An 11490-nucleotide genomic window follows, 5' to 3' on the forward strand; every position below is an offset into this window, starting at 1 on the left:
GGCGAGGACGCTCGCTTACAGCCTCCTCCTGCCGAACCTCAAGCGTCCGCTTCGGAGCAAATGACTGCCTGCCCTGAACGACCGAGATGGGCGCTTTCGAGACGTCCGAGGCCGCGAGTCAGCTCTTCCAATTCTTTAGAGCGGCGAACGGACTGTCGGCTTCGTTCGGAGCAGGAGGGCAGAGGATCGGTTCGATTTGCGCGGCGGCATCGGCGAGCGAGAAGGCCGATCCGTTCGGCAGCTTTCCGCCAGCGGAGTCGGCGTGCCCGCCTCCCCTGAACTTCCTGGCGGTTTCCAGAGCGGAGCCATCGCGCGAACGGAACGACATGCCGCCGCCGCGAGCCGCGTTGATGATGCGGTTCGCATCGCCGCGCCCCATGATGTGATCGGACACAGCCTGGAAGACTCCGCCGTCCAAGCCGAACGACAGCTTGGTCCCGTCGGACAGCGTTCGGAACAGAGCCGGAGAATGCGACAAGGCAGCGTAGAGCCGGGCTCGCATCGTCAGGGAGCGATCGTCGCCCGGCTCGTCTTGAAGGAGGGCATCGACGACGCCCTTACGGAGCACAGGCACCCTCAGTTCGATTTCCGATGGGGACGCACCACTCTGAAGCTCCGTCGCGATCGCCATCAGCAGATCGGTGATGAATTGATCGTGCCACGGGTGGCCTGGCGGAACGTATGCGGACGCGCTTTCCCACAGGACTTCGTTGACGAGGACACCCTGCCGGAAAGCTGGATCGGACGTACGCCACATGTCGTAGGCGTCGACAGCCGCGACGAATGTGCCGAAGCGCTCTTCGAGATCCGGCGCGAGGGTCCGATCGGCGATGAGCGCGCGATGCTCGAACACCATGCGCGTCGCGCAGCGACTTGTATCAATGATGACATGCACCAGCGAATCGCCGGCATCATAGGAAGCCGACGCCCCGGCTTCGGCCGATAGCAACGGCGTCAGACCTTTGGCCGAGAGATGTTCAACGGAGGAAATATGATGGTCGAGAACGACTAAGCGGTGCCGTTGCTCCTCCGGACGTTTCAAATTGGCCGCAGCGAAGTTCTTGATGAACTGGACCGCATCGGCCTCGAGACTGAGGTCGGTGACGAGTAGGAGCTCGGGCGCTGATGCCTTCGCAAGGCGTTCGCTCTCCGTCTGCAGTACCGCTCCGACATCCGAGTAACGCGGAACGTGAACGACCCGCTTCACGTCGGCAACGTACCCGGCCACGACGCAGGCGCCGTAGCCGTCCAGGTCGTGATGGCTGATCTGCGTGACGTCCAACGATGGGTTTCCCGGTCATGCCTTTGCAGTTGGGGCTGATAAGACAGGCGGCGAGCTCCTTGTCGAGGACCATCGACCATCCGTCATCCCGCGCGCGTGCAATATGATGACGGCGACCCGAGCAATGCTCGGTGTGCCGCCACTAATTGCTCGACACTCGGAGCGGTGGGCTCAACCTGTAGCGCGTCCTGCCCGGTCGAGAACGACGTGCCGAATGCGGGTCCGTAGCGTTCAGTCGATTGTGATCGACGTTCATTGTCGAGGAACTGAGAGATGACCAATCCGGAGATCAGGAGGTCTGAAGGTAACAGCGACTCGACTTCCGCAGGATCGGCGCCCAGCGGTGGCCTTACCCGCCGATCAGTCGTCGGCACGCTAGCCCTCGCGTCGCTTGGGTTGCCCTCTGGAAGAGGTCTCGCCGCCGCAGGAGATCCCTCGATGCTCGACGCCTCTAGGCTGCGGATCGCCTATGGGGACCGATCGCTGTCGCCGGTCGAAGCGACGAAGGCTATCTTCACGCGCATTGAGGCGCTTAATCCGTCGATCAACGCATTCATCGTTCTCGACCCGGGGGGCGCCTTGAAGGCCGCGCAGGACTCGGCAGATCGCTGGAGAGAGGGCAAGCCGCTCGGACCGCTGGATGGTGTCCCGGTCACGATCAAGGACAACATCCCCTGGGCCGGCCATCCGACCCGCAAGGGCAGCCGCACCAGCGCAGAGAGCCCGAGCTCCGAGAACGCCCCGGTGGTGGCTCGGCTTCTTGCCGCAGGAGCGATCATTCTCGGTAAGACCTGCATGCCCGAGTTCGGGTGGAAAGGCGTTGGAGACAGTCCGCTTACGGGCATCACTCGCAATCCCTGGAACACACGGCTGACGACGGGTGGGTCGACGGCTGGCGGAGCGGCCGCGGCCGCTCTGAATCTCGGGGTGCTGCATGTCGGGACCGACGGCGCCGGCTCGATCCGCATCCCGAGCGCATTCTGTGGGGTGTTTGGCATAAAGCCGAGCCTCGGCCGCATTCCTGCGGTGCCAGCGGCGGCAACGCTGCATCTCGGGCCGGTGAGCCGGAGCGTACGCGATGCTGCTGTTCTGCTCGAAACCGTGGCCGGCCCCGACCCCAAAGACATGACCTCCGCGAACGGGCCGCTGCCGGATCTGCTCGGCACGCTCGATCATGGCGTCAAGAATCTGCGCATCGCCTGGAGCCCACGGCTTGGCTACGTGAAAAATCTAGACCCGGAAGTGGAATCGATAACCGAGACGGCGGCGAAGGCTTTCTCCGATCTCGGGGCGAAGGTCGAACAGGTCGATCCAGGCTTTCCCGATCCTACGCCTATCCTCGACCCGATCTGGCTCACGATCTGCTGGTCGGCGGTGCGGTCCGTGCCGGAAGCGAAATGGGGCGAACTCGATCCCGCCCTCCTGGCGCTGGCGATGAAAGGCCGAAGCGTCTCAGCGGCCGACTACAGTGCGGCTCTCGCAGCCAGGGCTTCCCTCCACGCCGCTATGGGCCGCTTCAACGAGAAATTCGATCTGCTCCTCACCCCGACCTTAGCCTGCGCTGCCTTCGAGACCGGGCACAACACGCCACCGGACGGTCATTTCGGCGAAGATTGGCTGAATTGGGCGCCCTATACCTACCCGTTCAATCTCAGCTGGCACCCGGCCGCCTCAGTGCCCTGCGGCTTCACCCAGGATGGCCGGCCGATCGGGCTACAGGTCGTCGGCCCGTATCTGCGCGAGGACCTCGTGCTTCGTGCCGCCCGTGCCTACGAGCAAGCGCATCCCTGGCCATTCATCGACGTTCCAAAATCTCTTTAAGAAGACAGGCTGGTTTTGGCCGAGAGCTGACTAGCGGCTTTCGGCCCTCCTTGCGCAGAAACGGACGTCGATCTTGCGGCAGGTCTACCCGACTTTTTCGTTTCGGCCCGCTCAAACGATTTGCGAAATCTGGGGCTCGTCTGGCTCGCACCACGACAGCAGTCGCCCGTTTCGGTCGTTCTGCTAGCGGGCCTTGATTCAAAAAACAGTCATTCCTTCGATCGTTCGAACCAGGCGTGGTCAGATCGTATCAGCGGAGGTCTGCCCTCAGGTCGCGCACGCCGCGCCCCAGTCGACGGCGCAAGAGCATGCGCAACGTGGCACCGTCGACATAGCCGACCTCGGCGGCGATGGCTTCGAGATCGAGGCCGCTGCCGTGCAGCAAGGATTGGGCGCGCTCCACCCGCAGGTCCTGGAAATACGCGAGCGGCGACTTGCCTAGAACCGCCTGGCAGCGCCGCTGCAGCGAGCGTGGGCTCGTCGCGAGCGCGTCTGCTGCCTCCTGCAGGGAGAAACCACCGCTCAGGTGATCCCGTGCCCAGCGCTCGAAGCGCAGGACGAGCGGGTCGGCCTGAGCGAGATGGTTCGGGATGATGTAGGGGGCCTGCGCCGAGCGGATATCTGCCAGCAGGTAACGCGAAACGAGGGCCGCCAACTCGGGGCTGGCCTTGCGGATCAGCCAGAGCGCGAGATCGAGGTGCCCCATCGCGGCGCCGGCGGTGACGCCGATCTCCGAGGGCACGAGCATCCGGGATTCGTCGAGCAGCACCCGCGGGTAGCATTGCCGGAAATACGGCGCGAGCGACCAGGTCGTCGTCGCCTGGCGGCCGTCGAGGAGGCCGGCTTCGGCGAGCAGGAAGGTGCCGATGCAGGAGGCGGCGATGGAGATCCCGGCCGCGTGCCATTGTTGCAGCTGGGCCTTCGCGTCCCGGACGTCCGGCCGCTCGAGCGCAGCCGCGAGCGCGTCGGGCGTCGTCGCCTTGAGCGCCGGGACGATCACCCAGTCCGGCTTGAGGTCGGGGTCGATGACGTCGACCGGGACGATCAGCCCCTGCGCCGTGCGCACCTTCCGCCGGACCCCCACGGTCGTCACCTCGAAATGCGGGCTGCCGCCCATCAGCCTCGTCGAGAGGCCGCGGGCCGTCGCGAAGGCGTCGAGCGTCACGGTCAGGCCCGTATCGAACAAGCCCTCCAGGGCGAGGATGACGATGTGCATGGCGTGAACGATACCAAAGTTGTCAGTTACGACACTACAGCGAAGTCCGGCCCGGAGCTATTCCAGTGTCCATCGGGACCGGATGGTGCGCGGAGCCGAGACGCTCCCCGCTGCGGTCAAACGCCTGAGCCGTCGCGCGTTCTTCCAGCCCGCGCCGGAGCGCACAAGTGGCACGAACGACAACGATGGGGGCGATCGCGCCACCAGGACCGGACGCCGTCGCGGCTCCCGAGACTGCCCCGCAACGACCTGGAGACCACTCATGAAGTTCTTCGCGATCGGTTCGATCACCAAGCCCCTCTCCGACGAGCAGCGCCAGCAGATCATGCCGAAGGAGGTGCCCGCGACGCTCAAGCTCTATCTCGACGGCCGGATCGAGCAATTCTGGTATCGGCAGGACAAGCCCGGCGTGATCTTCCTGGTGGAAGCCGGCTCCGCGGAGCAGGCCAAGGCCGCCGTCGAGGCCCTGCCGCTCGTGACCGAGGGCTTCGCCCAATACGAGGTCTTCCCCGTCGGCCCCCTCGCGCCCCTGGGCATGCTCATCCAGCCGCGCTGAGGCGCACCCCGCGCCGCGCCCCCGGCGAGGCCCCATCGGAGATGGCCGATCGGATGATCGACCGTCCCCGGTGAGCGGCCGCCGGGGGCTCGTGCCCAGCCTTCGTTCTCATCACCCGCACGTAGGTGCAGCCATGGACCGACGCCTTCTCGTTCTCGCCCTCGGCATGTTCGCGCTGGGGACGGACAGCTTCGTCGTGGCCGGCGTCCTGCCGGCCGTGGCGAAGAGCTTCGACATCGGCATCGGCGCGGCCGGTCAGATGACGACCGTCTACGCCGTGACCCTGGCGCTGCTCGCGCCGACCATCGCGGCCCTGGCGGCGCACGTGCCGCGCAAGCGGCTCCTGCTGGCGGGCCTCGGGGTCTTCGTTCTCGCCAATCTGGGCACCGCCATCGCGCCGAGCTTCGCGATCGCCCTCGCGACGCGCGCGCTCGCCGGGCTCGGCGCGGCCATGTTCTTCCCGACGGCGACCGGCTCCGCCGCCTCGATCGTTCCGCCGGAAAAGAGAGGGGCCGCGCTCTCGATCGTGGCCACCGGCATGACGGTCTCGACGGCGCTCGGCGCGCCGATCGGAACCCTGATCGGCGGCCTGGGTGACTGGCACTGGACCATGGTCTTCGTCGCGGCTCTCGCCGCGCTGTCCGGGCTCGGGGTCCTGGCCTTCCTCTCCCATATCCCGATGCCGCCGGCCGTTTCGCTCGGGCAGCGGCTCGCGCCCCTCGCCGATGCGCGCGTCGGGCTCACCCTCACGACGACCTTCCTGTTCTTCACGGCGGCCTTCACGATCTACACCTACTTCGCCGCCGTGTTCGGACGTGCGACCGGGCACGATCCGGCCAAGCTCGCGGCGCTCCTCGTCGCCTGGGGCGCGGCCGGGACGGTCGCGAACCTGTGGTCGGGCCGGCTGGTCGATGCGGTCGGGTCCCGCAAGGTGCTCGCGGCCATGCTCGCCATGGTGCTCGCCGACTTCCTGTTCCTGCCATCGACCAGCGCCGCGCTGTGGTCGGCCTTCCCGGCTGCCATCCTCTGGGGCGCCTGCGGCTGGGGCTCGTCCGTCCCGCAGCAGCACCGCATCGTCGGCATCGCGCCGCAGATCGCGCCGATCATCCTGGGCCTGAACAACTCCGCCGTCTTCCTCGGCACCACCGCGGCGGGACTCGTCGGCGCGGCGGGCATCCAGGTCCTGGGAGCCGATCGGCTCGGATATCTCGCGGCCGCCCTCGTCGCCGCCGCCATGATCGTGTCGGAACTGGCGGATCGGCGGATCGACGCGGCGAAGGCCGCGGGCACACCGGATCGGCCGGCGCCGGCACCCGTCGCCATGCCCGAGGAGGCAAGGGCCTGACGTGCAACCGGGCCGCCCCACTTGCCGAGGACGGGCCTGCAATCCAACCCGGCCGCCATGCCGGCCACGAGCGAGGATGTGAAATGACGACAGCTTACCGAACCGCCGCCGCCCTGATCCTCGGCCTTGCCGTCTGCGGATCGGCGCGCGCGCAATCCGCGCCGCCGCCGGTCCCGACCACCAAGATCCTCGCCATCGGCACGGTCGATCCCGGCGCGGACATCGCCAAGGTCCGGGAGATCCTGCCGACCGAGGTCCGGGAGACGGTGGGGCTCTACCTCGATGGCAAGATCGACCAATGGTATTCGCTGCAGGGGCGCACCGGGGTCGTGTTCATGCTGAACGTCACCGACACCGCGGCCGCGCACGCGATGCTCGAAAAGCTGCCCCTCGGCCAAGCCCATCTCATGACCTTCGAGCTCATACCGCTCGGTCCGCTCAATCCGCTGCGCCGGCTGTCGGATTGAGGATTGGGCCACCTGAGTAGGCTAGCCGCCCGTCAACCACAGTTCAGCTTCGCTCAGCGCCGGCATCGCCAATCGGCATGGCCGTTCACGTAACCGGTGATCCCCTTGTCCAACGCTTCGAGCGTTGGGCGCGCGAATGTCTGAAAGAGGGTTCTCCCTCCGGGAGGCAGCCAAGGCCCTGGCGACGAGCACCCTGATTTTACAGCGTCGCTGCGAGGCCGTTCTCGGCAAGTCGCAGCTTTCCTATTTCCAAGACCTTCGAGTCGAGCGCGCAAAATCCCTGGTGCACGGCAGCGACCTCGACGCCATCGCGGAGGAGGTTGGCTACCTCGAAGGGGCCACGCTGCCGAGCTGTTGCGAGAGCGCCTTGGGCGTGGCGAGCAAGACCTAAGCGCCGACCTTCGGTTGCTGGCGGGCCACGACATTGGTTGCGGTGACCCTAGCGCGGGTCGCAACAGCCGTATATAGTTGTATAATGCAACCAGTTAGCCGACCTTCTGATCCTGCCTGTGTCCAGGGCATCCGCGACGCTTCCCGCCGCCTTGTCCGTGAGTTCGGCTTCATGAGCGATGGGATCGCGGGGACGGACCTGGGTCCGTCCGCCGTTCATGCCTTGATCGAGATCGAAGCCAATCCAGGCATCACGGCGCGCGATCTAGGCGAGCTGCTGCGCCTCGAAAAATCCAGCGTCAGCCGGATGCTTCGCAAGCTCGTCGCGTCGGCCGACGTCGAGGAGCATGAGAACGACGAGGATGGTCGCGCAAAGAGGCTCCGCCTGAGCGCGGCGGGCCGGGAGCGAACGGCCAGCATTCACGCCTACGCCGACCGGCAGGTCCGGGATGCGCTGGGCCGGCTGCCTCCGGGTCGTGACCGGATGGTCAGGGACGGCCTGCGCCTCTATGCCGACGCCCTCGGTGGGACAACCGGGGACACACAGCCTTCACCGGTCGAGATCGTGGCCGACTACCGTCCGGGCATCGTCGCTCGGATCACCGGCATGCACGTGCTCTACTACGCCCGCGCGATGGAATTCGGCCAACGGTTCGAATCCGTGGTCGCAGCCGGCCTCGCGGACTTCTGCGGCCGCCTGGAGAACCCCGGGAACGGGATCTGGTCGGCCGTGCAGGACGGCGAGATCGTGGGCTCCATCGCCATCGACGGCGAAGACCTGGGTGGCGACATCGCTCACCTGCGCTGGTTCATCATCGACGAATGTGTCCGCGGCGGTGGCCTCGGCCGGCGGTTGTTGTCCACCGCCCTGGACTTCGTTGATGCTCAAGGGTTCGAGGAGACTCGCCTTTGGACCGTCGCCGGCCTGCCGGCCGCCCGTCACCTCTACGAAACGCACGGCTTCGCGCTGGCCGAGGAGTGGGTCGGGGATCAATGGGGCAAGCCGCAGCAGGAACAGCGGTTCGTTCGACCTCGGCAAAAGTAACGACGAACGGCTTGAGCCGAACCTTTGCCGCCCGTCGGCGGGGCCATCAATCTTCTTAGAAAGCGAACATGCAGACCATCGGATACGCCGCGAGAAGCGTGGAGAGCGGACTTGCACCTTGGGAGTTCGAGCGGCGGCCGCTCCGCGAGCACGACGTGGCGATCGAAATCCTCTACTGCGGGGTCTGCCACTCGGATCTTCACCAGGCACGAAACGACTGGGGAGGGAGCACCTATCCCATCGTGCCGGGTCACGAGATCGTCGGCCGGGTCACGGAGATCGGAAAAGGCGTGACTGCCCACGGACCGGGGGATCTGGTCGCCGTCGGCACGCTGGTCGACAGTTGCCGCGAATGCGACCAGTGCCGTCGCGGCGAGCAATCCATGTGCCGCAAAGGCCCCACGCTTACGTACGGCAGCACCGACCGGATCGACGGCACCGTGACACAAGGTGGCTATTCCAAACACATCGTCGTCCGCGACGAGTTCGTGCTGAGGGTGCCACCCGGACTTGATCCCGAACGCGTCGGCCCGCTGCTTTGCGCCGGCATCACGGTCTATTCCCCGCTTCGGCAGTGGAAGATCGGCCCTGGCAGCCGCGTGGGCGTCATCGGGATCGGGGGGCTTGGCCACCTCGCGGTCCGGCTCGCGGCAGGGCTCGGCGCCGAGGTCACCGTCATAACCCGGAGCGAAGGGAAAGCGGCCGAAGCGAAAGCGTTGGGGGCGACCGGCGTCCTGATCTCAACCGACGAGACCGCGATGGCGGCGGCCGCGTCGTCGTTCGACCTCATCATCGACACCGTCCCGGTCGCGCACGCAGTCGAACCCTACGCGCGGCTGCTCGACATCGAGAGCACGTTGGTCATCGTCGGGCTGATCGGCGAAATGCCGGCCATGAGCACGGTTCCGCTTCTTCTGGGGCGGCGACGCATCACCGGATCGCCCTCGGGCGGCATCCCTGAAACGCAGGAGCTGCTCGATTTCTGCGCCGACAAGCAGATCGTGCCCGAGACGGAAACGATCGCAATCGCCGACATCAACGACGCCTTCGAACGCATGGAGCGCGGTCAGGTGCGATACAGGTTCGTCATCGACATGGCGACGCTCGAGCCCTCCTGAACTTCGCGATCGGATCGTGCGGGCGTGCGCGACCGCCACCGTTCCAAGCCGGCCAACGATCGAGATGAGTGCTGGCCAGTCCGACTGTCTTCGACCGGCTCTGTCCGTCAACCAAACAGCCGTGGTTGCCGCCTACGGCACGATCAGCAGCACCTGAGCGGGTACGTCTTGTGTGGATGGCTCCCGCATTGCAAGTGGCGAGTTGAGCTTCTGACGCGTTGGTCGGGTGCAGTCTTGTGTCCGGCCTGTTGATGCAGTCGTTCATGGTGACCGCTGGCCCTGATGGTATCCGCGAGCTGGGTCCCACTCTGCTTTGCGGGCTATGGTGCCCTTGACGTACCGCGGGGTGTCTCGGCTCCCGGTCTGACCGGTTCGCCATCAACTCTCATCGTCCTCGCAACCTGGAAAAGCGTGCTCCTTACGCGGCAGCGGCCACCGGTGCGCGGTAGGTGCCGCCGCGGGTCATGATCGCCCAGGCGACCCGCGCGGTGCGATTGGCCGCCGCAACGGTCACCACGCGCACCGGCTTGCGCTGCAGCAGCGCTGGCAGCCGCGGGTCGACCGAGGTCGGCGTCGCCTTCGCGCGCCGGATCAGAGAGGTCATGCCGACCACGAGCAGGCGGCGCAGGTAGCGATCGCCCATGCGCGAGATCCGGCCCAGGCGCTCCTTGCCGCCACTGCAGTTCTGTAGCGGTGTCAGCCCCAACGAGGCGGCGAACTGCCGACCGGAGCGGAAGCGCTCAGGCTCGCTCACCGAGGCAGCCAGCGCAGTCGCCGAGACGATGCCGACACCAGGGATCGTCGCCAGGCGCTGCGACAGGTCGCTCGCCCGATGCCAGGCCAACAACTCCTTCTCCAACCGGGTGAGCTGGATCTGCACGGCGCCGATCTGATCAGCCAGCCCAGTTACCACGCGCTGGGCCAGCGGCGGCACCTCGGCCGCGTCTCCGGTCGCAAGCCGGGCCGCCAGTTCGAGCGCATGCCGCAGGCCGCGAGCCATCTCGATCCCGAACTCGGCGAGCAGGCCGCGGATCATGTTCACTAGCTGCGTGCGTTGCTTGACCAGCAGGTCCCGCGTCCGGTGCAGCGCCAGCGCCGCCTGCTGCTCGGTCGACTTCACTGGCACGAACCGCATGCTCGGGCGCGTCACCGCCTCGCAGATGGCGGCGGCATCGTTCGCATCGGTCTTGCCGCGCTTGACGTACGGCTTCACGTAAGCCGGCGGCATCAGCCGCACGTCATGGCCGAGCTTCGTCAGCTCCCGGGCCCAATGGTGCGCCGTGCCGCACGCCTCCATGCCGACCAGGCATCGCGGCAGCTTGGCGAAGAACGGCACTACCTGCGCCCGCCTCAAGGCCTTGCGAACGGCGACGTGCCCAGCTGCGTCGACGGCGTGAACCTGGAAGATGCTCTTGGCCAGATCGATGCCGACGGTGGTAATCTCCATGGGGATGGCTCCTGCATCTGCGTGGCTGCTTCGACAGCAACCACATCCTGGCACTCAGATGCCGTCAGTTGGAGCGGGAGCCATCCACCCCATCTGCTTCGGAGGTTCACGTCAAGGTCAATGAACGACCGGGATGGGCGCACGGCTGCCGCTAACTTGGCAGAGGCAGCGTCCGCTTTCGAGAATCGCCCAATCGCACGCCTACGACAAGATTGGGTCGAAAACCGACTTAGGCAGCGGACTGCTAATGATCGGGTTAGATCGAGAGCAGCCGAAAGCAGCGAGCACTAGCTTCTGATTTCGACGAATTCGGCGGCAGGTCGTTCGAACTGCGAAGAAATTTGATGATCGCTGCAAGCCGATCTGAGTCCAAAAGCGAAACAGTTTCGCATTCGCCCTCAGACGCGCTCTACTCATCCTATCTACTGCCGGGCACGTGGAAAAATGTCCGAGCCCGACAGTGACTAGGGGCGCCCTCAAGTTTAAGCAAATCTCGAAGTCGCATTCAGGCGCAACACCCGCACAGTTCCCTTCTGCGCTGCCTTTTGCCGGCATGGGTTGAGCAAGCATTCTCGAATCTAGTCGAAAATTAATGATTCGCGCGCGCAACATGGGTATTTTTATTTGGACATTTACCCATGCAGACAATGCATACATTTTACAGAGCTAAATACTCGATATTTTTTAATACGAATTTTCTTGCTTAATTGATCGGCCCCCACACGGTGGTCCAAGTGCAAGGTTAGTGCAAAGTCGGCCTTTGCTCCACGGGTAGCTTGGTCGGCGGAGCTTGTCGGGTGAGC

The 11490-nt window shown here is 65.6% G+C and carries 10 protein-coding genes; 7 read left to right on the forward strand and 3 right to left on the reverse strand.

All coding sequences use genetic code 11. The annotated features are described in order from the left end of the window. Positions 1–118: 118 nt before the first annotated feature. Complete coding sequence (locus GGR33_RS25495) at positions 119–1282, reverse strand: dimethylmenaquinone methyltransferase (RefSeq protein WP_183514957.1); 1164 nt, start codon at positions 1280–1282, stop codon at positions 119–121. 273 nt (positions 1283–1555) lie between these two features. Between GGR33_RS25495 and GGR33_RS25500 the strand changes: the two genes are divergently transcribed. Beyond that, the gene (locus tag GGR33_RS25500; protein WP_246413471.1) at positions 1556–3103 is read left to right on the forward strand and encodes an amidase; all 1548 of its coding nucleotides are present in this window, start codon (positions 1556–1558) and stop codon (positions 3101–3103) included. Positions 3104–3353: 250 nt separating this feature from the next. Here the strand turns inward: GGR33_RS25500 and GGR33_RS25505 are convergent, their stop codons facing one another. Further along, the gene (locus GGR33_RS25505) at positions 3354–4319 is read right to left on the reverse strand and encodes a GlxA family transcriptional regulator (protein WP_183514961.1); all 966 of its coding nucleotides are present in this window, start codon (positions 4317–4319) and stop codon (positions 3354–3356) included. Positions 4320–4581: 262 nt separating this feature from the next. Here GGR33_RS25505 and GGR33_RS25510 point away from each other — a divergent pair, with 262 nt between their 5' ends. From GGR33_RS25510 to GGR33_RS25535, 6 genes are all read left to right on the forward strand, one after another. Continuing rightward, positions 4582–4875, forward strand: a complete 294-nt coding sequence (locus tag GGR33_RS25510) for a YciI family protein (protein WP_183514965.1) — start codon at positions 4582–4584, stop codon at positions 4873–4875. Between the two features lie 133 nt (positions 4876–5008). Then, the gene (locus GGR33_RS25515) at positions 5009–6220 is read left to right on the forward strand and encodes an MFS transporter (RefSeq protein ID WP_183514968.1); all 1212 of its coding nucleotides are present in this window, start codon (positions 5009–5011) and stop codon (positions 6218–6220) included. Positions 6221–6303: 83 nt separating this feature from the next. Beyond that, the gene (locus GGR33_RS25520; protein ID WP_210302223.1) at positions 6304–6687 is read left to right on the forward strand and encodes a hypothetical protein; all 384 of its coding nucleotides are present in this window, start codon (positions 6304–6306) and stop codon (positions 6685–6687) included. Between the two features lie 136 nt (positions 6688–6823). Continuing rightward, entirely contained in the window at positions 6824–7078 is a 255-nt protein-coding gene (locus tag GGR33_RS25525; protein WP_246413472.1) for a helix-turn-helix domain-containing protein, read from the forward strand. Positions 7079–7162: 84 nt separating this feature from the next. Beyond that, on the forward strand, positions 7163–8122 hold the full coding sequence (locus GGR33_RS25530) for a bifunctional helix-turn-helix transcriptional regulator/GNAT family N-acetyltransferase (RefSeq protein ID WP_183514995.1): 960 nt from the start codon (positions 7163–7165) through the stop codon (positions 8120–8122). 68 nt (positions 8123–8190) lie between these two features. Continuing rightward, a complete protein-coding gene (locus tag GGR33_RS25535) occupies positions 8191–9240 on the forward strand; it encodes an NAD(P)-dependent alcohol dehydrogenase (protein ID WP_183514971.1) in 1050 nt (349 codons plus the stop codon). Positions 9241–9658: 418 nt separating this feature from the next. On the opposite strand, the gene GGR33_RS25540 is transcribed toward GGR33_RS25535, so the two are convergent. Further along, complete coding sequence (locus tag GGR33_RS25540; RefSeq protein WP_183514985.1) at positions 9659–10687, reverse strand: IS110 family RNA-guided transposase; 1029 nt, start codon at positions 10685–10687, stop codon at positions 9659–9661. Positions 10688–11490 lie beyond the last annotated feature (803 nt).

The organism is Methylobacterium brachythecii, from assembly GCF_014196345.1.
Classification (GTDB): Bacteria; Pseudomonadota; Alphaproteobacteria; order Rhizobiales; family Beijerinckiaceae; genus Methylobacterium; species Methylobacterium brachythecii.

Bases quoted from the DNA above. Each gene is read 5' to 3' on its own strand.
- GGR33_RS25525 (WP_246413472.1), top strand. From the start codon at position 6,824: ATGTCTGAAAGAGGGTTCTCCCTCCGGGAGGCAGCCAAGGCCCTGGCG.
- GGR33_RS25500 (WP_246413471.1), top strand. From the start codon at position 1,556: ATGACCAATCCGGAGATCAGGAGGTCTGAAGGTAACAGCGACTCGACT.
- GGR33_RS25505 (WP_183514961.1), bottom strand. From the start codon at position 4,319: ATGCACATCGTCATCCTCGCCCTGGAGGGCTTGTTCGATACGGGCCTG.
- GGR33_RS25520 (WP_210302223.1), top strand. From the start codon at position 6,304: ATGACGACAGCTTACCGAACCGCCGCCGCCCTGATCCTCGGCCTTGCC.
- GGR33_RS25510 (WP_183514965.1), top strand. From the start codon at position 4,582: ATGAAGTTCTTCGCGATCGGTTCGATCACCAAGCCCCTCTCCGACGAG.
- GGR33_RS25530 (WP_183514995.1), top strand. From the start codon at position 7,163: ATGCAACCAGTTAGCCGACCTTCTGATCCTGCCTGTGTCCAGGGCATC.
- GGR33_RS25540 (WP_183514985.1), bottom strand. From the start codon at position 10,687: ATGGAGATTACCACCGTCGGCATCGATCTGGCCAAGAGCATCTTCCAG.
- GGR33_RS25535 (WP_183514971.1), top strand. From the start codon at position 8,191: ATGCAGACCATCGGATACGCCGCGAGAAGCGTGGAGAGCGGACTTGCA.
- GGR33_RS25515 (WP_183514968.1), top strand. From the start codon at position 5,009: ATGGACCGACGCCTTCTCGTTCTCGCCCTCGGCATGTTCGCGCTGGGG.